The organism is Paracoccus maritimus (genome assembly GCF_025195095.1).
Lineage (GTDB): Bacteria > Pseudomonadota > Alphaproteobacteria > Rhodobacterales > Rhodobacteraceae > Paracoccus > Paracoccus maritimus.
The window spans coordinates 1-22,379 of the sequence record NZ_JANAVZ010000009.1; the positions used below are offsets into that span (position 1 = coordinate 1).

The 22,379-nt window shown below is 62.8% G+C and carries 24 protein-coding genes and 1 tRNA gene; 18 read left to right on the forward strand and 7 right to left on the reverse strand.

Translation table 11 applies throughout. The annotated features are described in order from the left end of the window. The 9 genes from MU516_RS14840 to MU516_RS14880 all read left to right on the forward strand — a co-directional run. Positions 1-120, forward strand: a 120-nt coding sequence (locus MU516_RS14840) for an EF-Tu C-terminal domain-related protein (RefSeq protein ID WP_260277027.1), incomplete at its 5' end; no start/stop codon positions are given. Between the two features lie 258 nt (positions 121-378). Continuing rightward, positions 379-1,029, forward strand: coding sequence for a hypothetical protein (locus tag MU516_RS14845; RefSeq protein WP_260278066.1), 651 nt, complete (start codon positions 379-381; stop codon positions 1,027-1,029). A gap of 757 nt (positions 1,030-1,786) precedes the next feature. Next, positions 1,787-2,143, forward strand: coding sequence for a hypothetical protein (locus MU516_RS14850; protein ID WP_260278067.1), 357 nt, complete (start codon positions 1,787-1,789; stop codon positions 2,141-2,143). 56 nt (positions 2,144-2,199) lie between these two features. Then, positions 2,200-2,487, forward strand: a complete 288-nt coding sequence (locus MU516_RS14855) for a ribbon-helix-helix domain-containing protein (protein ID WP_209057821.1) — start codon at positions 2,200-2,202, stop codon at positions 2,485-2,487. Positions 2,488-2,581: 94 nt separating this feature from the next. Then, positions 2,582-2,977, forward strand: a complete 396-nt coding sequence (locus MU516_RS14860) for a VOC family protein (RefSeq protein ID WP_260278068.1) — start codon at positions 2,582-2,584, stop codon at positions 2,975-2,977. 62 nt (positions 2,978-3,039) lie between these two features. Then, positions 3,040-3,561, forward strand: a complete 522-nt coding sequence (locus tag MU516_RS14865; protein WP_260278069.1) for a Twin-arginine translocation pathway signal — start codon at positions 3,040-3,042, stop codon at positions 3,559-3,561. A 12-nt stretch (positions 3,562-3,573) separates the two neighbouring features. Then, positions 3,574-5,148, forward strand: a complete 1,575-nt coding sequence (locus MU516_RS14870) for a GMC family oxidoreductase (RefSeq protein WP_260278070.1) — start codon at positions 3,574-3,576, stop codon at positions 5,146-5,148. A 117-nt stretch (positions 5,149-5,265) separates the two neighbouring features. Beyond that, positions 5,266-5,661, forward strand: coding sequence for a VOC family protein (locus MU516_RS14875; protein WP_260278071.1), 396 nt, complete (start codon positions 5,266-5,268; stop codon positions 5,659-5,661). After that, entirely contained in the window at positions 5,658-6,071 is a 414-nt protein-coding gene (locus tag MU516_RS14880; RefSeq protein ID WP_260278072.1) for a GFA family protein, read from the forward strand. Before MU516_RS14875 ends, MU516_RS14880 begins: the two co-directional genes overlap by 4 nt. A 111-nt stretch (positions 6,072-6,182) precedes the next feature. Here the strand turns inward: MU516_RS14880 and MU516_RS14885 are convergent, their stop codons facing one another. Then, positions 6,183-6,686, reverse strand: a complete 504-nt coding sequence (locus tag MU516_RS14885) for a DUF892 family protein (protein ID WP_260278073.1) — start codon at positions 6,684-6,686, stop codon at positions 6,183-6,185. Between the two features lie 204 nt (positions 6,687-6,890). Between MU516_RS14885 and MU516_RS14890 the strand changes: the two genes are divergently transcribed. Beyond that, positions 6,891-8,744, forward strand: a complete 1,854-nt coding sequence (locus MU516_RS14890; RefSeq protein ID WP_260278074.1) for an ABC transporter ATP-binding protein — start codon at positions 6,891-6,893, stop codon at positions 8,742-8,744. 174 nt (positions 8,745-8,918) lie between these two features. Here the strand turns inward: MU516_RS14890 and MU516_RS14895 are convergent, their stop codons facing one another. Next, the gene (locus MU516_RS14895) at positions 8,919-9,434 is read right to left on the reverse strand and encodes a DUF1028 domain-containing protein (RefSeq protein WP_260278075.1); all 516 of its coding nucleotides are present in this window, start codon (positions 9,432-9,434) and stop codon (positions 8,919-8,921) included. Positions 9,435-9,848: 414 nt separating this feature from the next. Then, positions 9,849-12,488: an ATP-dependent chaperone ClpB gene (clpB, locus tag MU516_RS14900; protein WP_260278076.1), complete on the reverse strand. Its 2,640-nt coding sequence runs from the start codon at positions 12,486-12,488 to the stop codon at positions 9,849-9,851. Positions 12,489-12,646: 158 nt separating this feature from the next. On the opposite strand from clpB, the gene pyrF reads away from it, so the two are divergent. Continuing rightward, on the forward strand, positions 12,647-13,354 hold the full coding sequence (gene pyrF / locus MU516_RS14905) for an orotidine-5'-phosphate decarboxylase (protein ID WP_260278077.1): 708 nt from the start codon (positions 12,647-12,649) through the stop codon (positions 13,352-13,354). A 3-nt stretch (positions 13,355-13,357) separates the two neighbouring features. Here pyrF and MU516_RS14910 read toward each other — a convergent pair whose 3' ends face one another. Beyond that, positions 13,358-13,834: an NUDIX hydrolase gene (locus tag MU516_RS14910; protein WP_260278078.1), complete on the reverse strand. Its 477-nt coding sequence runs from the start codon at positions 13,832-13,834 to the stop codon at positions 13,358-13,360. Beyond that, on the reverse strand, positions 13,834-14,700 hold the full coding sequence (locus MU516_RS14915; RefSeq protein WP_260278079.1) for an N-formylglutamate amidohydrolase: 867 nt from the start codon (positions 14,698-14,700) through the stop codon (positions 13,834-13,836). Before MU516_RS14915 ends, MU516_RS14910 begins: the two co-directional genes overlap by 1 nt. A gap of 156 nt (positions 14,701-14,856) precedes the next feature. On the opposite strand from MU516_RS14915, the gene MU516_RS14920 reads away from it, so the two are divergent. The 5 genes from MU516_RS14920 to rpsO all read left to right on the forward strand — a co-directional run bounded on the left by MU516_RS14920 (position 14,857) and on the right by rpsO (position 17,368). Then, a tRNA-Val gene (locus MU516_RS14920) sits at positions 14,857-14,931 on the forward strand. Between the two features lie 82 nt (positions 14,932-15,013). Further along, positions 15,014-15,139, forward strand: a complete 126-nt coding sequence (ykgO, locus tag MU516_RS14925) for a type B 50S ribosomal protein L36 (RefSeq protein ID WP_209057686.1) — start codon at positions 15,014-15,016, stop codon at positions 15,137-15,139. A gap of 76 nt (positions 15,140-15,215) precedes the next feature. Further along, positions 15,216-15,719: a DUF1643 domain-containing protein gene (locus MU516_RS14930; protein WP_260278080.1), complete on the forward strand. Its 504-nt coding sequence runs from the start codon at positions 15,216-15,218 to the stop codon at positions 15,717-15,719. A gap of 93 nt (positions 15,720-15,812) precedes the next feature. Then, positions 15,813-16,946: a calcium-binding protein gene (locus tag MU516_RS14935; RefSeq protein WP_260278081.1), complete on the forward strand. Its 1,134-nt coding sequence runs from the start codon at positions 15,813-15,815 to the stop codon at positions 16,944-16,946. A 152-nt stretch (positions 16,947-17,098) separates the two neighbouring features. Next, entirely contained in the window at positions 17,099-17,368 is a 270-nt protein-coding gene (gene rpsO, locus MU516_RS14940; protein WP_260278082.1) for a 30S ribosomal protein S15, read from the forward strand. A gap of 237 nt (positions 17,369-17,605) precedes the next feature. On the opposite strand, the gene MU516_RS14945 is transcribed toward rpsO, so the two are convergent. Both MU516_RS14945 and MU516_RS14950 read right to left on the reverse strand, forming a co-directional pair. Continuing rightward, positions 17,606-18,199, reverse strand: a complete 594-nt coding sequence (locus MU516_RS14945; protein WP_260278083.1) for a YdeI/OmpD-associated family protein — start codon at positions 18,197-18,199, stop codon at positions 17,606-17,608. A 65-nt stretch (positions 18,200-18,264) separates the two neighbouring features. Next, the gene (locus MU516_RS14950; protein WP_260278084.1) at positions 18,265-19,077 is read right to left on the reverse strand and encodes an alpha/beta fold hydrolase; all 813 of its coding nucleotides are present in this window, start codon (positions 19,075-19,077) and stop codon (positions 18,265-18,267) included. A 278-nt stretch (positions 19,078-19,355) separates the two neighbouring features. On the opposite strand from MU516_RS14950, the gene pnp reads away from it, so the two are divergent. Next, the gene (pnp, locus tag MU516_RS14955; protein ID WP_260278085.1) at positions 19,356-21,494 is read left to right on the forward strand and encodes a polyribonucleotide nucleotidyltransferase; all 2,139 of its coding nucleotides are present in this window, start codon (positions 19,356-19,358) and stop codon (positions 21,492-21,494) included. A gap of 60 nt (positions 21,495-21,554) precedes the next feature. Beyond that, positions 21,555-22,286, forward strand: coding sequence for a glycosyltransferase family 25 protein (locus MU516_RS14960; RefSeq protein WP_260278086.1), 732 nt, complete (start codon positions 21,555-21,557; stop codon positions 22,284-22,286). Positions 22,287-22,379 lie beyond the last annotated feature (93 nt).

Genomic DNA, 22,379 nt, shown 5'->3' on the forward strand with positions numbered 1-22,379 from the left:
AACCTGAAGTTCACCGTCGAACTGATCGCCCCGATCGCCATGGAAGACGGCCTCCGCTTCGCCATCCGCGAAGGCGGCCGCACCGTCGGCGCAGGCGTCGTCTCCAAAATCATCGAGTGATCCGCAAGGATATCGCGACTGAGGGGCCGTCCGGAAGGACGGCCCCTTGCTTATGTGGACGTCTGTCAAGCGCGTCGGTTGATGCTGCGAGGGCTCGATCGGCCCACCGATGGCCGGATTGAGCCCAACTTGACCGATGCCGCGATCGGTACGAATGGCAGAAATGCTCGACCGGCCGCGAGGTGTCAGAGGCTTTCCAGTCCCCCAGCAAATTGTGAAAGCTTTGAAGCGTAAGAATTCGGAGCGTTGGTTCCCAGATTGAAAGTGTCAGTATCTACCCAAACAGCCGTGAACCGAGATGATGGCTGGAGCCGCTATCTCGGACCCGGCGAAGTCCTTCTATGGAGCGGACAGCCGGATCACGGCCGTCGCTTTCGCGAGTTCAGCGGTATAGAGAAAACATGGCAGTTGGTGATGCTAGTCGGTACGATCTTGATGTGGCTCACATGGCCGATGATTGATGAAAAGCAATCACCTAGCGCGACCGACGCGATCTGGGTCTATGGTGCGGTCACGATAGTCTTTGCACTTGTTGCATTCTACATGGCGACGACACGGGCCTACATACTTAGCCACCTACACTACGCGGTGACCAATGAACGGGCGATCGTCCTTCGAACCGGCCGAAACCACTTGCTTGCAATGCGCGATTACCTAATCTCCTGCTGGCATGCAAAGGACTTTCCCTATGGGATCGTAGAGGGGCGCCCCTATTCTTCGCTGACGGTCGGCTTTTTATTGTCGGAAGACGTGGTCCAACCTTTCGGCTACGGACTGACGCACTCAGGATGGAGTCCTCTCCGCGTCCGGGGCGTTATTCCCGTCCTTTTCGAACAGGTGAAGGACGCCAATGCTCTCCGAACTCTACTATTCGAGGCTTCGGATTCTGCCCTTGCCCGGCGCCCATGACCAACCATTGGAATTAAGATTTGTGGATATGCCTTGTGTTATCCTCGCAAGGTCATGCCTAACTTGCGGTGAACTTCATTAAGACATGGGCGGCAGCCCGGAAGGCTGGCGTTTACCAGCTGTTTGACATGTAGCTAACGTGTTATGTTAGTCGTCAATAGTAAGGAGAACGGAGCCGACCTTGGAAATGACCATTGCGAAGGCCTGCTCTGTCCCGCGCACCAGCCTGCGCCAAGGTCACGCAAACCAACCCTGCAAACGCGAAGCGCCGCCGGATTGAGCCTATACCCAAGTTGTTCGCCGGCGTGCGCAAGCCTTGTCTTATTCGTGCCTGTCAGGATGCAGGATCACCAAGTATCGCTTTTGGTACGCGCCGAGAGATGAAGGTGCCGCCCTTTTTTTGCGGTCGGTTATCCCGACCGGGGCCCACGCGCGGCACCCTCGGCTGTCGCTGACGGTATATCCGCCGTCATGCGCCAGAGCTTGATCGCAAGCTCGCGGGCAACAACAACGATAGCCTTTTGCCCAATCCCATGCTTCGCGAAACTGTGGTTGTAAATCGCCTTGGCCTCTGGGTCGCGCCAGGTCCATCCTCGTGCGAGGTAATCTGCCAGCTTCATCGCATCAAGCCGATCCGTCTTCGCCGCCGCCGTATATCCCGCTGGGATGCGTGACGCGGCGATCATCGAAACGGCGAAACCTGCGCGTACAAGTGCCCGCGTCAAGGCAAACCCGTCGGGCCGGTCTCATAAACGACATGCGCGATCCGGCAAACCAGTCCGGCAAGCTGGTTCGCAAGGGCTTCTTCTCCCTCCGGGCAAGTTCAGGTCTCGACCAGTCCGTCCTGCGGCTCGAAGAGGGCGACAGTATAGGTCTTGTTGTGAACATCCAGACCGACAAGAACTGGCCGATCCTCAACCGGCGCAATGAAACGCGAAAGGAGCGTTGCTTTCTTGACCATGCTGGATACGCCAGAGTTTGGGAAACCCCGACATCGCAGCAGCTATGCCCAACGCTGTCCAGCATGGTCTTTTTTTTCGTTAACGCAGGCGGCGTTCAGCAGGCCATAAAGAAGACACCGAATGCTGCGATACCTGACCAAAGGTGGCGTTGACCCATTCCGCGATCTGCAGCAAGATCGGGCACCCATCATCACCCGAGATCAAGCTGATGTGCCAGATCTTTGCGGGGCAGGACCCCGACCGCTATGAATCCGAAACCCGCCGCCTGCGGCTGAACGGTCAATCGACCTCGATCCGGCTGGAACGGGCGTTCTGGCGGATCCTCGATGACATCGCCGCGCGCGAGGGTGTCAGCACGCCTGCCTTCATTTCCAAGCTTCACGCCGAGGTTCTGGAACTGCATGGCGAGGCGCGGAACTTCACCTCGCTGCTGCGTTGCGCCTGCACGATACATCTGGGCGAGGATCAGCAGATCACTGCCATCGCCGCCGAATAGGCGAAAAACGCACCTGTAGTAAGCCGTTACTACCCGGCCTCGCGCACCGCCATCTAGACTTGTCGGAAGACGGGCAATCAAGGAGGCGGCCTTCATGGCGAAATACATCCATTCGATGATCCGGGTTCTGGACGAAGCGCGTTCGGTCGGTTTCTACCAGCGCTGTTTCGGGCTGAAGATCGCCGACCGGCTGGATTTCGACGATTTCACGCTGGTCTATCTGTCCAACGACGAAAGCGAGTCCGAGCTTGAGTTGACGATCAACAAAAGCCGGACAGAACCCTATGACCTGGGCGACGGCTATGGCCATGTCGCCTTCTCGGTCGAGGATGTGGATGCGCTGCACGCGCGCCTCGAGGCCGAGGGGTTCGCGCCGCGCAAGCTGGTCGATTTCGCGCCGGGCGGGGAATTGATCGCGCGCTTTTTCTTTATCGCCGATCCGGACGGCTATCAGATCGAGGTTCTGAAGCGGGGTGGCCGCTTCAAGTGATGCGCGCGGCGGATGAGGAGGGGCATCCGCCGCGCGTTGCAAGACCAGGGAGGAGCAAGGAAATGTCTCAGATTAGCAAGCAGGGGCTGTCCCGGCGTGCATTGTTGTCGCGCGCTGCGGCGGCAGGTGCGCTGGCGGTGGCGGGCGCAGGCTTCATCGCCGCACCCGACGCCGCATGGGCGGTCGAAGTCAGCAATGTCAGCGAACATGAAATGGCGACGCTGTTGCAGATGGCGCGTGACATCTATCCGCATGACAAGGTCGGCGACCGTTTCTATGCGATCGCCGTAAAGTCCTATGACAGCGAGGAACAGAAACAGGCGGTCGCGGAAGGGATCGCCGCGCTGGACGCCGCTGCGAAAGAGGCGGGCTTTGAAGACTATCTTTCGACGGGGTGGGAGGCCGACCGGGTCGCGATCCTGCGCCGGATCGAGGACACGCCATTCTTCCAGACCGTCCGGGGCGGGCTGGTGACCGGACTGTATAACCAGAAGGAAGTCTGGCCGATCTTTGGATATCAGGGCGAGTCCTATTCCGAAGGCGGTTACATCAACCGCGGCTTCGATGACATCGACTGGCTGTGAGGGGGAAAGATCATGGCTGAGGCAGCGAAATTCGAACTGGGCGACGACAGCGTCGTCGTCATCGTGGGAACCGGCGCTGGCGGCGGGGTGCTGGCCAACGAACTGGCGCAGAAGGGCGTCAAGGTGGTCGCGCTGGAGGCGGGCGGACGCTATCTGCCCGAGGACTATGTGAACGACGAATGGGAAAGCTTTGGACAGCTTGCCTGGACCGATCCTCGCACGACCAGCGGCGACTGGCGGGTGGCAAAGGATTTTTCCGGCCTTCCGGCATGGATCGTGAAGGCGGTTGGCGGCACCTCGATTCACTGGGCCGGCGCCAGCCTGCGGTTTCAGGATCACGAGTGGAGGGCACGCACGACATATGGCGAGGTTGAAGGTGCCAGCCTTCTGGACTGGCCGCTTGACGCCGCCGAGATGGCGCCATGGTACGACAAGGCCGAGGCAAAGCTGGGCGTGACCGGCGTCGGCGGGCGTCCGCGGCTGCCGGGCAACAACAACTACCTGGTCTTCGAGAAAGGCGCCAAAGCGCTGGGTTACCAAGAGGTCCACACTGGGAACATGGCGATCAACAGCGTCGAATACGACGACCGGATGTCATGCCAGCAGACTGGCTTCTGCTTTCAGGGCTGCAAATGGGGGGCGAAATGGTCTTCCGCCTATACCGACATTCCGCGCGGCGAGGCGACCGGTAACCTGGAGGTGCGCGACCACGCGCATGTTGCCCGCATTCTGCACGACGATAGCGGAAAGGTCACAGGGGTCGAATATTTCGACAAGGACGGCAATCTGCAGATGCAGAAGGCGCGGATTGTCTGCGTCGCCGGCAACAGCTTTGAAAGCCCGCGCCTGTTGCTGAATTCGGCCTCGTCGATGTTTCCCGACGGGTTGGCGAACAGCTCGGGTCAGGTCGGGCGGAACTATATGCGACACACCACAGGATCGGTTTATGCGACCTTCGAAAGACCAGTGCGGATGTGGCGCGGTACGACCATGGCAGGCATCATCCGCGATGAGGCCAAACACGACCCCTCGCGCGGCTTCGTGGGCGGCTATGAACTGGAGACGCTGGCACTGGGCCTGCCTTTCATGGCGGCTTTCCTTGACCCGGGTGCCTGGGGTCGTGAATTCACGACTGCGCTGGACAGCTATGAGAACATGGCCGGCATGTGGATCGTGGGCGAGGACATGCCTCAAGCCGATAACCGCGTCACCCTGTCTGATGCCGAGGATAGCTTTGGGCTGAAGGTCGCCAACGTCAATTTCAGCGATCATCCAAATGATGTCGCCATGCGCAACCACGCCTACAAGCAGGGCGTGGCGATCTACGACGCCGTCGGCGCGACGCGGACCCTGCCGACGCCGCCCTATCCCTCGACCCACAATCTGGGCACCAACCGGATGTCGGAAAAGCCCGAGGATGGGGTCGTGGACCGGAACGGGCGTGCGCATGATGTCGCGAACCTGTTTGTCAGCGACGGAAGCCAGTTCACCACGGGCGCCGCGGAAAACCCGACGCTGACGATCGTGGCGCTGGCGATCAGGCAGGCAGACCACATCGCCAAGGAAATGGCTGCAGGCAACATCTGATCACGCCCGATCCATCGTTTGACCGACCCGCAACTGTGGGGCGGTCATGCTGTTGCTGACGCGAATTGTCAGCATGGTCGAACCATCATCGCAGCATCACGCCAGAGGAGCTTCGAGATGATCGACCATATCGGATTTGCAGTTTCGGATCTGTCAGCTGCACGTGCCTTTTATGAACGCGCGCTGGCGCCGCTTGGCATTCTGGTGCTGATGGATGTGACCGAACAGATGACCGGTGGACATGGTGCGCATACGGGTTTCGGAAAGGATGGCAAGCCATTCTTCTGGATCGGCACCGGAAAGACGGCCTCGGGGTCGGCCCATGTCGCGTTTGTCGCGCCCGACCGTGCAACGGTGGACGAATTCCACCGGGCCGCCGTGGCGGCGGGGGGGCGCGACAACGGTGCGCCGGGTCTGCGCCCCGAATACCATCCCGACTATTATGGCGCCTTTGTCCTGGACCCCGACGGCAACAACATCGAGGCTGTCAATCACGGCGGGGCAGCGGAATGAAGACCTATCACGGAAGCTGCTTCTGCGGCGCGGTCGCGTTTCAGGCCGATGGCGATCTTGCAGATGGCACGATGCGCTGCAACTGCCGGTTCTGCCGCAAGATGCGCTATTGGGAGATGCGCCTTCCAGATCCGCACGGCTTTCGCCTGATGCGCGGCGCACAGGACCTGGCCCGGACACCCCGCATGCAGGATGAAGGGATCGACATGCACCACCATTTCTGCGCCCGCTGCGGGACGCGCCTTTGGACGGACGGTGAAATGGCGGAACTTGGTGGGCGCTTCGTCCAGGTTTGCGTCAGCGCACTGGATGATGCCAGCGAGGCAGAACTGATTGCGGCGCCCGTCCATTGGGCGGACGGGGCGCACGACAATTGGTGGCAATCGGCCCCCGAAACGCGCCATCTGTGACAGCGACCGTCCTGCGCTGGAAAAGGAAAAGCCCCTTCGCGGTGATGATGCGAAGGGGCTTGGTCTGATGTTCGGGCATCAGAATTTTTTGCGAAGGATTCTGACCGAATGTCAGCGTCCGTCCACCGCGGCCATGTTAACGCCGCCTTCCGCGATCTTCGTCATGTGGCGATCGCCTTCCCATGTCTGGTCCAGACATTCCTGCAAGGCCGCCGCATCGCTGTCCAGTTCAAGGCGATTGGCGAAGCTGCGAACGCAGCCGTAACCCGCGATCGCATAATGCATCATGCGCTGATACTGCGTGATGATCGCGGCATCCTGCGCGTCCTCGTCGGCATATTCGGTCTCGATGGCGTGTTTCTTCGCCTCGATGATCAGACCTTCCATGCCGCGGCAATGTTCGCCGGTGGGGTCGGCACCGTGGCGATTGCACAGTTCGGACAGCACTTCCATGCCGCGTGCGATCCCCTGGTTGCCGGCGATCAGCGCCTCGGACAGGTCCCGCGACTTGGCGGCGCGGCCCAGTTCGGTCACCATGGGCATGGACTGCTTGCAGGCCGAATACAGATCCTTCAACTGGTCCAGATACAGGTCCTTCAGATTCTTGATGGCCATGTTGTCCTCCTTGACGGATTTCGTTGCCGCGCGATGGGCGCGGCATTCGGCGGACCAACCCTGCCGACGCCGGGCGCGTTCCATCACGCATCAAAGATCAAGCCGAACCGGTCGAACCCCGCCGGGCGGGCTTGACTTGCCCCGGTCAGCGGGCCAGCAAGTGGCCTCTGCAAATCTCACGCATGTATTTTCCGGGTAAGCTTCATGTTCGCGTGGTTCGAACGACGCATCGATCCCTATCCGTCCGAAACACCCGCCATGCCGCCGCGGGGACTGTGGCGCTTCCTGCTGCATTACAGCCATGGCGCGATGCCTTGGCTTGTGGCGCTGGCGCTGTTCTCGGGCGTGATCGCGGTCATCGAGGTGATGTTGTTCGGCTGGCTGGGCGATCTGGTCGACCAACTGGCTGACACCCCGCGCGAGGTGTTCTGGCAGCAGGAAGGCGCGCGACTGACGATGATGGCGGTGGTGCTGCTGATCGGCCTGCCCGCGCTGAACCTTCTCGCGTCGCTGGTCCTGCACCAATCGCTGATGGGCAATTTCCCGCAGCGGATCCGCTGGCAGGCGCATCGCTATCTGCTGCGCCAGTCGATCGGCTATTTCCAGGACGAGTTCGCGGGCAGGATCGCGCAGCGCCTGATGCAGACCGCGCTGGCGGTTCGCGAAGTGGCGATGAAGATCATGGATGTCGGCAGCTATGTCCTGATCTATTTTCTCGGTTCGCTGGTGCTGGCCGGGTCGCAGGATTGGCGTCTTGCGCTGCCCTTCGCGGCCTGGGCTGCGGGCTATGCGATCATGCTGTGGCAGATCGTTCCGCGCTTGGGGCGGGTGGCTCAGGCACAGGCCGACGCGCGGTCGCAGATGACGGGCAGGGTCGTTGACAGCTATACAAATATCGCGACCGTCAAGCTGTTCTCGCATTCAACCAGGGAAGAAGCCTGGATGCGTGACGGCATGGATGGCTTTCTGCACACCGTCCACCGGCAGATGCGGTTGTCCACCATCCAGGACGTGGCGCTGAATGTGTTGAACGTTGCACTGGTCGGCGGGGTAACTGCGCTGGGACTGTGGCTGTGGACAGAGGGGCGCGTGGCTGTCGGCGCGGTTGCTGTCGCGGTGCCCTTGGCGCTGCGCCTGAACAACATGTCGCACTGGATCATGTGGGAGTTCGCCTCGCTGTTCGAGAATATCGGCACAGTTCGCGACGGCATCGCCAGCCTTGCCCTGCCACGCCAAGTGTTGGATGCGCCGGATGCGCGCGCCCTGCAACCCGGCCCCGGTGCGGTCAGCTTCGATCATGTCACCTTCCGCTATGCAGGGCCTGACGGTGCGCGCCCGCTGGCGGTGCTGGACGATCTGACGCTGCATGTTGCGCCGGGCGAACGGGTCGGTCTGGTCGGCCGGTCGGGGGCGGGGAAATCGACGCTGGTGAACCTGCTGCTGCGTTTTCACGATATCGAGGGCGGTCGGATCACCATCGACGGTCAGGATATCGCGGGCCTGACACAGGACAGTCTGCGTGCCGCGATCGGGGTGGTGACGCAGGACAGTTCGCTTCTGCACCGTTCCGTTCGCGACAATGTCGCCTACGGCAGGCCCGATGCGACCGAGGACGAGATCGCCGATGCCCTGCGGATGGCCGAGGCGCATGGCTTCGTGCCGGGATTGTCCGACAGTTACGGCCGCTACGGCCTGGATGCACATGTCGGAGAGCGCGGCGTCAAGCTGTCGGGCGGTCAGCGTCAGCGCATCGCGATTGCCCGCGTGGCCCTGAAGGATGCCCCGATCCTGATCCTGGACGAAGCGACCAGCGCGTTGGACAGCGAGGTCGAGGCCGCCATCCAGTCCCGGCTGGACATGCTGATGCAAGGCAAGACCGTCATCGCCATTGCGCACCGGCTGTCCACCATCGCCGCGATGGACCGGTTAATCGTCATGGATGCGGGCCGGATCGTGGAACAAGGCAGCCACGGCCAGCTTCTTGCGCAAGGCGGGCTTTACGCGCGGCTCTGGACGCGGCAGTCGGGCGGTTTTCTGGCTGCGGACGCGGCGGAATAGGCTGATGATCCACGGCTGCGGCCGAGCATCCATAGACCGACGTGCCGCGTCGGTGCTGAAAGCGGATCAAGCCAAGCGCGATGCTGCGTGGTGAAGGGCAGGCGGGTCAAGCCCGGCCCGAAGGCCGAAATGCGCGAAGTTCAGCCAAACAGATCTGCCGCGCTGGCGCCCCGATCAGTCAAGTCCACGCTCCTTGTCGCTCAGGACCGGCACATGGCCTAGCCATCGTGCATAGTCGCCGGTCGTGGCAAGCCGGTGCAGGTCGGTCAGAGCGCAGATCGGACCGGTCGGGGGATGATCCACCCGCAGCGTCAGCGGAGCGTGGTCGGGATGCAGGACCAGCAGCGCGGCCGAGAACAGCCCCCGCCGCGCGTCAGGGCGGCGCGCAGGGCGGTCAGAAGGCGTTGGCTGAAACGTTTCTGCCAGCGTGTCGACAACATCCGCTCGCGCCAGCATCTTTCCGGTGGTAACGCCGCCTTCAAACACACGGCTGCCGGTTTCGGGGGTGTTCCGGCCGCCGGTAAAGACACCCGTGTTTCCGCGCAGGTCAAGCGCCGCCAATTGTCGCTGGCCGGGCAGCTTGACGAAGATATCCTGCGGGCGCTTGAAGCCAATATCCTGGAATATTCGCATCCCGCCAGAACCATCGAGGAAGAACCCGAGCAACATGTCGCGTCGCTGCGATTTCATGCGATCCTTGCCAAAAAAAGCCCGCGATCCCTGCTGGATTTCGCAATAGATTTCATGGTGAACCTGCTGGCCGACCTGACGGTCTAACGGCGGCTGTATTCGCGACCGAATCTTGAACTGTGGCAGCGGGGACGCGATCACCAGAGGAATCTGGTCAAGGCGCTGCGGGCCGGTGACGCCGACCGGGCACGCCCCGTCATGGCCGAACACATGCAGACGGCCTGGACCCTGATGTGCAGGCAGGAGGCCGCGATGTGCAGCAATTTCATCCTGGAATAAGCGGCGGAAGAACGGTTTTCGTTGCCGCTGGTTGTGCGGGTGGTGGGGCTGATGACGCCGCGCCCCGTTCGCCCGGCTTCAGGTGAGGCGGTTCACGCAGGGTGAACCGCCTCGGTCCGAAGGAAAGCCTGATCTTCAGTGCAGCGTTGCGTCAGGCTTGGGCCCTTCGCCCACCGCGCCCAGCTTGTGACCGGCCTTGCCGATGCGATTGCCGACCATCAACCCGTCTTCATTCGCACCGATATGAACCGTCTGCCCGTCCAGCACTTCGCCCGACAGCAGCAATTCGGCCAGCGGATCCTGCAATGCGCGCTGGATCACGCGCTTCAACGGACGCGCGCCGAAGACCGGATCATAACCCTGATCAGCAAGCCACTTGCGTGCGTCGCCGTCCAGATCAAGAACAATCTTGCGTTGCGCAAGCCGCTGTTCAAGCCGCAAAAGCTGGATATCGACAATGCCATCCATATTCTCGCGCGAGAGACGGCGGAAGATGATGATCTCGTCCAGCCGGTTCAGGAATTCGGGGCGGAAATGTGCCCGCACCGCTTCCATCACCTGATGCCGTGCTTCGGTCGAATCGGCGTCTTCCGGCAGATGTGACAAGGCCTGAGACCCCAAGTTGGAGGTCAGGATGATCAGTGTCTGCTTGAAATCCACCGTCCGGCCCTGACCGTCGGTCAGAACGCCATCGTCCAGCACCTGCAACAGCACGTTGAAGACATCGGGATGGGCCTTTTCGACCTCGTCGAACAGGATCACCTGATAGGGTCTGCGCCGCACCGCCTCGGTCAGCACGCCGCCTTCGTCATACCCGACATAGCCCGGAGGCGCCCCGATCAGCCGAGCCACGGAATGTTTTTCCATGAACTCGGACATGTCGATGCGGACCATCGCCTGATCGTCGTCGAACATGTATTCGGCCAGCGCCTTGGTCAGTTCGGTCTTGCCGACGCCGGTGGGGCCAAGGAACAAAAAGCTGCCAAGCGGCCGGTTCTCGTCGTTCAGGCCCGCGCGGGCGCGACGGACGGCGTTGCTGACCGCAGTGACGGCCTCGGATTGACCGATCACGCGGCGGCCGATCTCCTCTTCCATCTTCAGCAGCTTGTCGCGCTCTCCCTCCAGCATCTTGCTGGTCGGGATGCCGGTCCAGCGTTCGACGACCTCGGCGATCTGTTCGGGACGCACGGCTTCTTCGACCATCAGTCCGTCATCGTCGGCGTCGTCGGCTTGGGACAATTTCTTTTCCAGACCGGGGATGATGCCGTAGGACAGCTCGCCCGCACGCGCCAGATTGCCCTCGCGCTTCGCCTGATCCAGTTCGGCCCGCGCGCGGTCCAGCTGTTCCTTCAGGTTACGCGACCCTTCCAGCTTGTCGCGTTCGGCCTGCCAGCGGGCGGTCATTTCCGCGCTGCGTTCCTGCAGATCGGACAGATCCTTTTCCAGCCGTTCAAGGCGATCCTTGCTGGCCGCGTCGTCCTCTTTCTTCAGGGCCTCGGCCTCGATCTGCATCTGCAGTATCTGGCGATCCAGCTGGTCCAGCTCTTCGGGCTTGCTGTCGACCTCCATGCGCAGGCGACTGGCTGCCTCATCGACAAGATCGATCGCCTTGTCGGGCAGGAAACGGTCGGTGATATAGCGGTTCGACAATTGCGCAGCCGCCACCAGCGCCGCGTCACTGATGCGAACGCCGTGGTGAAGCTCGTACTTCTCCTTGATGCCGCGCAGGATGCTGATCGTGTCCTCGACCGTGGGTTCCTCGACCATGACCGGCTGGAAACGCCGGGCCAGGGCCGCATCCTTTTCGATATACTTGCGGTATTCGTCCAGCGTGGTCGCGCCGATGCAGTGCAACTCGCCCCGCGCCAACGCAGGCTTGATCAGATTCGCGGCATCCATCGCGCCGTCGGTCTTGCCGGCGCCGACCAGCGTGTGCAACTCGTCGATGAACAGCACGATCTCGCCGGCGGCTGCCTCGATCTCTTTCAGGATCGCCTTCAGACGTTCCTCGAATTCGCCGCGGTATTTGGACCCGGCGACCAGCGCACCCATGTCCAGCGCCATCAACCGCTTGTCGCGCAGGCTTTCGGGCACATCGCCGTCGATGATGCGCAGCGCCAGCCCTTCCGCGATCGCGGTCTTGCCCACGCCGGGTTCGCCGATCAGCACCGGGTTGTTCTTGGTGCGCCGCGAGAGGACCTGCATGGCACGGCGGATTTCCTCGTCCCGGCCGATGATCGGGTCGATCTTGCCCTGTTCGGCGGCCTCGGTCAGGTCGCGCGCGTATTTCTTCAACGCCTCATAGCTGTCTTCGGCGCTGGCCGAATCGGCGGTGCGGCCCTTGCGGATGTCGTTGATCGCGCTGTTCAGGTTCTGGGCGTTCACCGCCCCGGCCTCAAGCGCGTCCCTGGCGTTGGTGTTCACCATCGCCAACGCCATCAGGATCCGTTCGACCGGAACGAAACTGTCGCCGGCTTTCTTGGCGACCTTTTCGGCTTCGTCCAGCACGCGGACCATCGAGGGATCGACATAGACCTGATTGTTGCCACCCGACACCTTGGGCAGCTTGGCCACGGCCTGATCGACCGCCTGCTGGACCCGCTTGGCGTCGCCGCCTGATCGGTTGATCAGATTGGCCGCCAGCCCCTGGTCGTCGTCCATCAGCGCCTTCAGCAGATGTTCGGGAACGACGCGCTGGTTTTCCTCGCGCATCGCGATGGTCTGGGCGGCCTGCAGGAAGCCACGCGACCGTTCCGTGAACTTTTCCATGTTCATCGGCATGTTCTCCTTTTCACTAGCCCCCGTGTCGCGGGCGCCCTGTTGCGGCACGCCCCGGTTCGGGTCTTCGGTTATGATTTGGGATGTTTCACGGTGCTTTCAAGCGCTTTCTGATTGTGGCATAACGCCGCGATTTCGTGACGAACGGGGCAGGGATGGATAGCAGGCTGATCGTGGCACTGGACGTGCCGAACGCGCTTGACGGGCTGGCACTGGCCGAAAAGCTTGGCGACACCGTCGGTTTCTACAAGATCGGGCTGGGCATGCTGACCGGAGGCGGGCTGGCCCTGGCCAACGAACTGAAGCAGGAGCACGGCAAGCGCATCTTTCTGGACATGAAGTTGTTCGACATCGGTGCCACGGTCGAGGCTGCGGTGCGCGGGCTGGCACAGTTCGATCTGGATTTCCTGACCGTTCACGGCGACCCTCATGTCGTCCATGCCGCAAAGCAGGGGGCTGCCGGCACCGACCTCAAGATTCTCGGCGTGACGATCCTGACGTCGCTGGAGCGTGCGGATCTGGATGCGGGCATGATCCAGCCGGGCGACATTCATCAGATCACCGTCGAGCGGGCGGCCCGTGCCTTCGATGCCGGTGCCGACGGGATCATCTGTTCGCCGCGCGAGGCGCAGGCGATCCGCGCCCTGCCCGGGGCCGGTTTGATCGTCACGCCCGGCGTCCGGCCCGCCGGCGCCGATCTGGGGGATCAGAAACGGGTGGAAACGCCGGCCAGCGCGATCGCGGCGGGCGCCGATCACATCGTTGTGGGGCGCCCGGTCTGGCAAGCCGCCGATCCCAAGGCCGCCGCGCACGCGATCCTGACCGAGATGGGGCCCGTCACTGCGCACCGGTTGGCGCAATAGGGATCAGAGCCAAGGCGCGTCGGTTGATCCGCGGTGTGACGGCTGCCACAACATTTTGACCCGTTCCCGGAAATGCGGCACGGCGCGGGGATGGGCGATGAATTGCTCAACAGGCATCATCCGCCATTCCTGTCCTTCATCGCCAAAGCGGATTGCCGCGATCTCTTGCAGATCCAGCACGCCGCTGAACAGCCATGATGTCATGCCCGGCGCCTGATGTGACGGAAAGCTGCGACCGTGCAGGCGCGATGCGGGTAATGTCAGCCCGAATTCCTCGTGCAGTTCGCGCAAGGCGCAAGCGGCGGGTGATTCGTCGGCCTCGCGCCCGCCGCCCGGAAGATCCCAGTGGTTTGGGTAGGGGATATGGGCGTAATCGTCGCGCAGGCAGGTCAGCATCCGATCGCCGTGTGTCAGGAACAGTTTCGACCCGTGAAACGGCTCTCCCGGATCCGGGTCTGGCCGCGCTGCGCGCGGCTGCATCATTCGGCTGCGATGGCGTCGCCGGTGCCGCCCGTGGCCTCGATCGCGGCAAGACGCGCCACAACCCTGCGGATCCTGGCGCTGAAATCGGCGAAATCGGGCCGAGGCGTGATCGTCGCCTCATCCATGTAAAGCGAGCGGTCGATTTCCACCTGCACGACATGGATGTTCTGGCCCGGCCTGCCATAGGCCGAACAGATATATGCGCCCGAGAACGGCGAGTTTCGCCGGACGCGCCACCCCTCGGCCTCAAGTGCGGCGCTGACGGCATCCGATACGCGCGCCGCGGCGGACAGGCCGTGGCGATTTCCCAACACCATGTCGGGACGGGTGCCGTGCAGGTGAGACAGCGCGTCATGGGGCATAGAATGCATGTCGATCAGGATCGCCTGGCCGAAACGGGCGCGCGCCTCGGCGATCAGGCCGCCAAGGGTATGGTGATAGGGACGCCAATAGGCCGCGATGCGGCGCTCGGCCTCTGCCCGGTCGATCGGACGTTCATGAATCGCGCGGCCCTGCGATACCACGCGCGGAATCACCCCCAGCCCGGCCAGGGTCCGCTGATTCAGCGGGTGACGGGGTACGCCGCGCACCACCAACGGGTCGATTTCGTCCGCGCCGCGATTGAGGTCGATAATGCAGCGGGGCACCTGCGCCGAGAGCGCGACGGCGCCTAATTCGGGCGCACAGCCAATTAGCCGGTCCACGAATGCGTCCTCGGACGATCGCAGCTGCGGCATGGTCAGGCGGGTGTTCTTCAGAAACCAGTCGGGATAGACATTACCCGAATGCGGAGACGCGAAGATCACGCCGCTGACCCAGCGGTCGGGGCGGCAAATCGATACTGAAAGGTCAGAGATCGTCAAGATCGGACCCCGGCGCCAGAAATACTGGCCTTTTATAGACATAAGAATAGCGTGCGGATAGGTCTTGAATCCCCTGAACACGGTCTATATAGGAACGCGGACCGAGGCGGTTCGGCCCAGATTTCGAAGGGAATCAGGACAGAATCACCGAAGGACGGGCGGTTAGCTCAGCGGTAGAGCACTACGTTGACATCGTAGTGGCCACTGGTTCGATCCCAGTACCGCCCACCATTGTTTCGCCGCCCCCGGCCGTTTGTCGGGGGCATTTCGTTTTCCAAGCGGCTGCGACGCGCCGCGACGATGGAGAAGACCGATGAAGGTTCGCAACTCGCTCCGCTCGCTCAAGAGCCGGCACCGCGACTGCCAGGTCGTGCGCCGCAAGGGCCGCATCTACGTGATCAACAAGACGCACCGCCGTTTCAAGGCCCGTCAGGGCTGATCCGGCTGCCGCGATCACTGGACCGAGAACGAAATCACCCGCCCTTGCAGGCGGGTTTTTTCATGATCTGGCGCAGATGAAGACACGGACCCATCAGAATGAAGCTGTGCGATCCTCGGCCGTCTATTCGCGGTGCGAGGCTTATCGCTATTCCCTGACGCGCAGGTGGGGCGATGGTGGAAGGGTGGTCTTTGTGATGCTGAACCCGTCCACTGCCGACGAGCGACGCAATGATCCCACCGTCGAACGCTGCCAGCGTCGCGCGCAGCAGATGGGCTTCGGCGCGATGCAGGTGGTGAACATCTTTGCCTATCGCGCGACCGATCCGCGTGTGCTCAGATCCGTGGACGATCCCGTGGGTGCCGGCAACGACAGGGTGCTGAAGATCGCCGCCAAGCGGGCACAGTTGGTTCTGTGCGCCTGGGGCGCGCATGGGGTTCTGCGCGGGCGCGGTGCAGAGGTCGAGGCACTATTGCGGGAATGCGCGGCAAGGTTGTGGCACCTTGGCCTCACTCGTACCGGAATGCCTCGGCACCCGCTTTACACCAGCTATGCGGTTCGTCCGTCCGAGTGGTGTTAACCTTCTCTTAAGAAATCATTTTATCCGTGCCGCCGTTGACGGTATATTAAGATCCTGACCCGCCGATCGTGGGCTTTTCCAGGGGTAGTTTCGATGTTGATGCTTGCGGGTCTTATGGGGCTTCTGGTCGCGGGCGTTGCCGTTGACATGACCGGATTGACATCAAGCCAGCCAGAGCCGGATCAGGACGATATACCCCCGATGGGGCGCGACGGCGATGACGATTTCCTGCCACCGATCATGCCTGATCCAGAGGACTACGCCGGTGATGACGCGCCGGGGCTGGATGACACGGATCAGGATCCCGGCGATCCAAGCCCGGAACCGGAGGGCGTTCTGGACGAGGTGCCGGCCGAAGATGAATTGCCGGACGACACATATCCCTCAGTCGATACAGACGAAGACGCCGCAGGCGGTGCCGGCACGGAAGATGGTTCCCACATTATTGCCGATCCGGTCGAGGATGATCATGTCTCGGGACCCGATCCCATCGCCGGCAGCGATCTTGTCGATCTGCTGATGGGTGGCGACGGTGACGATGTGATGCTGGGGCATGGCGGTGCCGACGATCTGCGCGGCGGGTTGGGCCACGACACGATCCTTGCGGGCGCTGGCGACGATTGGGTGCAGGGTGATGCGGTCTATGGTCCCGGCGGGAACGACGTCATTGACGGGGGTGTCGGCAATGATTCCCTGTGTGGACAGGGGGGAGACGACCGGATCGCCGGTGGCGACGGGAACGACACTCTGCTTGGCGGCGAGGGCCGCGATACACTGGACGGCGGCTCGGGCAACGACTGGCTTTCGGGTCATGATGGCGACGATGTGCTGATCTCGGGCGGCGGCGCGGACGATCTGGATGGCGGCACCGGCGATGACCTGCTGATCGGCGGCGACGACGACAGCATGGCGTGGCTGCATGGCGGGCAGGGGGACGACACGCTGATGCCCGGTGCGGGTGACTTCGCGGAAGGCCTTGAAGGCGCAGATCAATTCGTGCTTCGCGAGGTCGATGGGGCGTTGCCGGTCATCGCCGATTTCAGCGCCGCTGAGGACCAGATACATCTGCATCTGTCGGCAGGGATTGGCGACGATCCCGCGATAACCCTGCACGAGGATCTGGACGGAACCACGCTGATCGAGGTCAACGGCACAGCGATCGGCCGACTGTTGCAGTCCGGCGGATTGCAGGTCGAAGACATCGTCGTGGTGCGGGCGCCAGGCTGATCTCGGCGTCGCGCGCAGGGGCTTTTCTTTTGAGACGAATTCTCTTATAGGCGCCTATCCGCGCGGTCCGGTCGGGCCGGGCGGTGCTCCACGGGCCTGTGCTGGACGACATCCCGGCCTGCGCCATGACCCTAACCCGAAAGGAGACCCCGATGTCGATCACTGTCGAAGAAAAAGCCCGCGTCATCAAGGAATTCGGTTCCAAGGATGGCGACACCGGTTCGCCCGAAGTTCAGGTCGCGATCCTGACCTCGCGCATTTCCACGCTGACCGAGCATTTCAAGACCCACAAGAAGGACAACCACTCGCGTCGTGGCCTTCTGAAGCTGGTGGCACAGCGCCGCAAGCTGCTGGACTATCTGAGAGGCAAGGAAGAAGCCCGCTATCAGGACCTGATCAAGCGCCTCGGCATCCGCCGCTGAGCTTTCCGGTTACCGGATAAGAAAACGCCCGTCGCGACAGCGGCGGGCGTTTTGCTGTTGCGCGACGGGGCGCGCGTTGCGTGATGCCGGTCGGATGGGTTCTTCGCGAGGCGGACCAGCAAATGCTGGAAATTCAGGGTCACCGCGCATGCGCCGGGGCGACACAGGCTGTGCACAGGCTGTACACCGCTTGCGAACGGTGGGCGTTGCGCACCCCCGCGGCACGGATCGATCAGGTCAGCGGTCCTGCATGCCCTTACCGGCAAGAATGCGCGGCGCGGCCTTGTCGATGCGTCCGGTTCGCGTGGCGGACTGTTTGGCGGACCCGAAATGCAGCACCCAGCCGCGCCTGCGGCCGGGGGTCAGCGTCTCGAACGCGGCGCGGAAATCGGGATCGGCATCCAGCCGGTCGGTCAGTTCGTCCGGATAGGTCAGGTCGTCCTTGGGCAGATCGACCTTGCGACCCTCGCGTTCCAGTTGGACCGCCTCGGCGATCAGCGCGCGCAGGGCAGGTTCGGCCCGCGAGATTGCCGCGCTGTCGGTGAAATTCGCGACCCGCGACGAGCGCGAGTTCTCGCCCGGTGCGGTCAGCAGGCCGTCAGGATCGGTCAGCAGAACGCCTTTGAAAAAGCCGATCGTGGCACGATCCTTGAACCCCCACAGGATCGCCACGTTCGCATTGTCCAGCGTGTAGACGGGCGAGGACCATTTGAAATCCTCGGTCAGATCCGACTGCAGCAGCACGGCGCGCAGCGCCAGAAGCTGTTCCCGCCAGTCGATCAAACCGGCGAAATACTGGTCGGCCAGGTTCGGTGCGGACGGCTTGGTCATGACGGCAGTCTGGCGCGCGGGCAAGGGCCTGTCCAGCCTGCCCGCGCGCCTTTGACGATACCGGATCAGTTCAGCAGGAAATCGATCAGCACCCGATTGAATTCACTCGCGTGACTGACATTGCAGCCATGCGGCGCGCCGGTCAGCACATGCAGCTTGCTGTGCCCGATCGTTTCATGCGTGCGCTCGCCGGACCCTTCGATCGGAACGATGCCGTCGGCGTCGCCATGCATCACCAGCGTCGGCACCGTCACCTGGGTCAGGTCGTCGCGGAAATCGGTCGTGGCCCAGGCCTTCATGCATCCAAGCGCGGCGTCTTCGTCCGATTGCAGGCAAAGCTGCAGGGCCTGCTGACGCTGTTCGGGCGTCACCTTCAGATCGCCGTTCGCCGAGAAGAAATCGGTTGTGAAACCGTCGAAGAACGCCTGCCGGTCGGCGCGCAGGTTGCGCTCGAATTCCTGTGCCTGTTCGGGGGTCAGCGGGCCGTCGGGATTGTCGTCGCCTTTCATCAGGAAGGGCGGCACGGCCGAGGCGAATACCACCGAATGCAGCCGATCCTGCCCGTGGCGCGCAACATAGCGCGCGACCTCGCCACCACCCATCGAAAAGCCGACAAGCGTCACGTTGCGCAGATCGTTGTGTTCGATCAACCCGGCCAGATCGTCGGACAACGTGTCATAGTCGTAGCCTACATCGGGTTTTTCCGATCGGCCGAAACCGCGACGGTCATAGGCGATCACCCGCAGCCCGGCGTCGACCAGCGCGGGCATCTGGTCCTGCCATGCGTCACTGGACAGCGGCCAGCCGTGGATCAGGATGACGGGGCGGCCGTGCCCGCCGCTGTCCTTGACGTTCAGTGCGATTGTATCGGTCGTCATGCGGATCCTCCTTGTAGTTTCCCGCAGGAATTCATGGCCCAACGCGTGCCGGGCGCTTGCTGTTTCTGACACTTTCGTGTGATTGGCCCGGCCATTGCGTCGGCGTTTCAGCGCCGGTTCGGCACACTTTCCAAGTCGGTTTTTTTCCTGTATTGCCCAGCAATCTGTGACGTGACGCCCGGCCCCGGGGCGACGCATAAGGATCGGGGCGGCGGCAATGGGGCCGCCATTTGACATGGCGCGACCGGAGGGCCGGACACGCGCCCAGAGGAAATCAGATGTTTGATGAAGTGAAGAAATCTATCCAGTGGGGGCAGGAGACGCTGACACTGGAAACGGGCAAGGTTGCCCGTCAGGCTGATGGCACCGTTATCGCCACGCTGGGCGAGACCAGCGTGATGGCGAACGTGACCTTCGCCAAGGAACCGAAGCCGGGTCAGGACTTTTTCCCGCTGACGGTCCACTATCAGGAAAAATACTATGCCGCCGGCAAGGTGCCGGGCGGCTTCTTCAAGCGCGAGGCGCGTCCGACCGAGAAAGAGACGCTGACGGCGCGTCTGATCGACCGGCCGATCCGTCCGCTGTTCGCCGCCGGCTTCAAGCATGAAGTGCTGGTGATGTGCACCGTGCTGAGCCACGACCTGGTCAACGATCCCGACATCGTCGCGATGATCGCCGCCAGCGCCGCGCTGACGATTTCGGGCGTGCCGTTCATGGGCCCGATCGGTGCCGCGCGCGTCGGCTTCGCGAATGGCGAATACGTCCTGAACCCCGAGGTCGAGGACATGCAGGGGCTGCGCAACAACCCCGAGCAGCGTCTGGATCTGGTCGTCGCGGGCACCAAGGACGCCGTGATGATGGTCGAATCGGAAGCCTATGAGCTGTCCGAGGACGAGATGCTGGGCGCCGTGAAATTCGGCCACGAGGCGATGCAGCCGGTGATCGACATGATCATCGACCTGGCCGAGTCGGCCGCGAAAGAACCGTTCGACTTCCAGTCGCCGGATTACAGCGCGCTGTATGCCCGCGTGAAGGATCTGGGCGAGACCGACATGCGCGCCGCCTACGCGATCAAGGACAAGTCCGAGCGTCAGGACGCCGTGGCCGCCGCCAAGGCGAAGGTCAAGGAAGGCCTGTCGGACGAGGATCTGGAAAATCCCAATCTGGGTTCGGCGCTGAAGAAGCTGGAATCGGGCATCCTGCGCGGCGACATCATCAATGGTGGTGCGCGTATCGACGGCCGCGACACCAAGACCGTGCGCGGAATCGAAAGCGAAGTCGGCTTCCTGCCGCGCACCCATGGTTCGGCCCTGTTCACCCGCGGCGAGACGCAGGCGCTGGTCGTGACCACCCTGGGCACCGGCGACGACGAGCAGATCATCGACGCGCTGCACGGCAATTTCCGGTCGAACTTCCTGCTGCACTACAACTTCCCGCCCTACTCGGTCGGCGAGGTTGGCCGCGTCGGTTCGCCCGGCCGCCGCGAGATCGGCCATGGCAAGCTGGCATGGCGCGCGCTGCAGGCGGTGCTGCCGGCGGGGACCGATTTCCCCTACACGATCCGCGTGGTGTCCGAGATCACCGAATCCAACGGCTCGTCGTCGATGGCGTCGGTCTGCGGCGGTTCGCTGTCGATGATGGATGCGGGCGTGCCGCTGAAGGCGCCGGTCGCGGGTGTGGCCATGGGCCTGATCCTGGAAGACGATGGCCGCTATGCGGTTCTGACCGACATTCTGGGTGACGAGGATCACCTGGGCGACATGGACTTCAAGGTCGCGGGCACCGAAGCCGGGATCACCAGCCTGCAGATGGATATCAAGGTCGCGGGCATCACGCCCGAGATCATGAGCCAGGCGCTGGCCCAGGCCAAGGACGGCCGGATGCATATCCTGGCCGAGATGTCCAAGGCGATCAGCGAGGCGGGCAGCTTCTCGACCCACGCGCCGCGCATCGAGACCATGCAGATCCCGACCGACAAGATCCGCGAAGTGATCGGTTCGGGCGGCAAGGTGATCCGCGAGATCGTCGAGGTCTCGGGCGCCAAGGTCGACATCAACGATGACGGCGTCATCAAGATCGCCTCGGCCAATGGCGACGCGATCAAGAAGGCCTATGACATGATCTATTCGATCGTGGCCGAGCCGGAAGAAGGCCAGATCTACACCGGCAAGGTGGTGAAGCTGGTCGATTTCGGCGCCTTCGTGAACTTCTTCGGCAAGCGTGACGGGCTGGTGCATGTCAGCCAGATCGCCAACAAGCGCCTGGGACATCCCAGCGAGGCGCTGCAGGAAGGTCAGGAAGTGAAGGTCAAGCTTCTGGGCTTCGACGACCGTGGCAAGGTTCGCCTTGGCATGAAGATGGTCGATCAGGAGACCGGTGAGGAAATCACCGAGAAGAAAGAAGAGAACGCCGAGTAAGACCTCGGCGTGCCGGCCCCGCATGCGTGGGGCCGGTGACCACCCTGCATGGGAAGCCATATGACCGATTGGCCGATCCTGGTGCTGACCTTGCCGGGCGATGACACCCGCCGTGCGCCTTTGCTGGACCAGTTGGCGGGGTTCGGACTGTCCTATCAACTTTTCATGGGCGTCGACGGGCGTTCCGGTCTTCCGGCGCAATACGAAGCCATGATCGATCGCGCGATGGCGCGTGCGCGTCTGGGTCGCGATATGAGCGATGGCGAATTTGCCTGCGCCTTGTCGCACCGTGCGATCTATGACCATGTGCGGAAATCCGGGTTGCCGGGCGCAATCGTTCTTGAAGACGACGCCAGGCTTGATCCGGACTTTTCTCGTTTCGTGGCGTCGCGGGACTATCAATCGGTCCCCATGGTGCTGATTGATTTCGCCTTCGGGCGCGCATTTCCGCTGCTGCGCCGCAAGGTCGCGGGGGGGCATCTGCATCGCGCTGCGGTTCAGGCGACGGTGACAACCGCCTATTCCGTTTCGGCTGGCGCGGCGGTTCGGCTGCTGGATCGGACCTCACCTGTCAGCCACCCTGCCGACTGGCCCTGCGAACTTTTTGAGCTTGGCGCGTGGCTGATGGTGCCACGTCTGGCGCGCCACGATGCGCCCGGGGCCAGGGTGTCGCATCTGGACAAGGGCCGTCCTGCCGCCGGGACGTCGAAAGCGCGGCGCCCGGGCGGGTTCCTGCGCTGGCTGCGGTCGCGGATTTCGGTTCGCGTCGGGCGCGCCAAGGGGCAGCGGTGACTGTCGGGATCGTTCCGACCGGCGCGCTGGCCCGGGCGCAAGGCGTGCTTGAGACGGCGCCGCCGGTGCTGTAGGCCTTAGAGGCGAAGCCCG

What these genes read in the sequence shown, in the direction of transcription:
- MU516_RS14850 (WP_260278067.1), top strand. Translation starts at nt 1,787, where the DNA reads ATGCGCGATCCGGCAAACCAGTCCGGCAAGCTGGTTCGCAAGGGCTTC.
- MU516_RS14855 (WP_209057821.1), top strand. Translation starts at nt 2,200, where the DNA reads ATGTGCCAGATCTTTGCGGGGCAGGACCCCGACCGCTATGAATCCGAA.
- MU516_RS14860 (WP_260278068.1), top strand. Translation starts at nt 2,582, where the DNA reads ATGGCGAAATACATCCATTCGATGATCCGGGTTCTGGACGAAGCGCGT.
- MU516_RS14865 (WP_260278069.1), top strand. Translation starts at nt 3,040, where the DNA reads ATGTCTCAGATTAGCAAGCAGGGGCTGTCCCGGCGTGCATTGTTGTCG.
- MU516_RS14870 (WP_260278070.1), top strand. Translation starts at nt 3,574, where the DNA reads ATGGCTGAGGCAGCGAAATTCGAACTGGGCGACGACAGCGTCGTCGTC.
- MU516_RS14875 (WP_260278071.1), top strand. Translation starts at nt 5,266, where the DNA reads ATGATCGACCATATCGGATTTGCAGTTTCGGATCTGTCAGCTGCACGT.
- MU516_RS14880 (WP_260278072.1), top strand. Translation starts at nt 5,658, where the DNA reads ATGAAGACCTATCACGGAAGCTGCTTCTGCGGCGCGGTCGCGTTTCAG.
- MU516_RS14885 (WP_260278073.1), bottom strand. Translation starts at nt 6,686, where the DNA reads ATGGCCATCAAGAATCTGAAGGACCTGTATCTGGACCAGTTGAAGGAT.
- MU516_RS14890 (WP_260278074.1), top strand. Translation starts at nt 6,891, where the DNA reads ATGTTCGCGTGGTTCGAACGACGCATCGATCCCTATCCGTCCGAAACA.
- MU516_RS14895 (WP_260278075.1), bottom strand. Translation starts at nt 9,434, where the DNA reads ATGAAATCGCAGCGACGCGACATGTTGCTCGGGTTCTTCCTCGATGGT.
- clpB (WP_260278076.1), bottom strand. Translation starts at nt 12,488, where the DNA reads ATGAACATGGAAAAGTTCACGGAACGGTCGCGTGGCTTCCTGCAGGCC.
- pyrF (WP_260278077.1), top strand. Translation starts at nt 12,647, where the DNA reads ATGGATAGCAGGCTGATCGTGGCACTGGACGTGCCGAACGCGCTTGAC.
- MU516_RS14910 (WP_260278078.1), bottom strand. Translation starts at nt 13,834, where the DNA reads ATGCAGCCGCGCGCAGCGCGGCCAGACCCGGATCCGGGAGAGCCGTTT.
- ykgO (WP_209057686.1), top strand. Translation starts at nt 15,014, where the DNA reads ATGAAGGTTCGCAACTCGCTCCGCTCGCTCAAGAGCCGGCACCGCGAC.
- MU516_RS14930 (WP_260278080.1), top strand. Translation starts at nt 15,216, where the DNA reads ATGAAGACACGGACCCATCAGAATGAAGCTGTGCGATCCTCGGCCGTC.
- MU516_RS14935 (WP_260278081.1), top strand. Translation starts at nt 15,813, where the DNA reads ATGTTGATGCTTGCGGGTCTTATGGGGCTTCTGGTCGCGGGCGTTGCC.
- rpsO (WP_260278082.1), top strand. Translation starts at nt 17,099, where the DNA reads ATGTCGATCACTGTCGAAGAAAAAGCCCGCGTCATCAAGGAATTCGGT.
- MU516_RS14945 (WP_260278083.1), bottom strand. Translation starts at nt 18,199, where the DNA reads ATGACCAAGCCGTCCGCACCGAACCTGGCCGACCAGTATTTCGCCGGT.
- MU516_RS14950 (WP_260278084.1), bottom strand. Translation starts at nt 19,077, where the DNA reads ATGACGACCGATACAATCGCACTGAACGTCAAGGACAGCGGCGGGCAC.
- pnp (WP_260278085.1), top strand. Translation starts at nt 19,356, where the DNA reads ATGTTTGATGAAGTGAAGAAATCTATCCAGTGGGGGCAGGAGACGCTG.
- MU516_RS14960 (WP_260278086.1), top strand. Translation starts at nt 21,555, where the DNA reads ATGACCGATTGGCCGATCCTGGTGCTGACCTTGCCGGGCGATGACACC.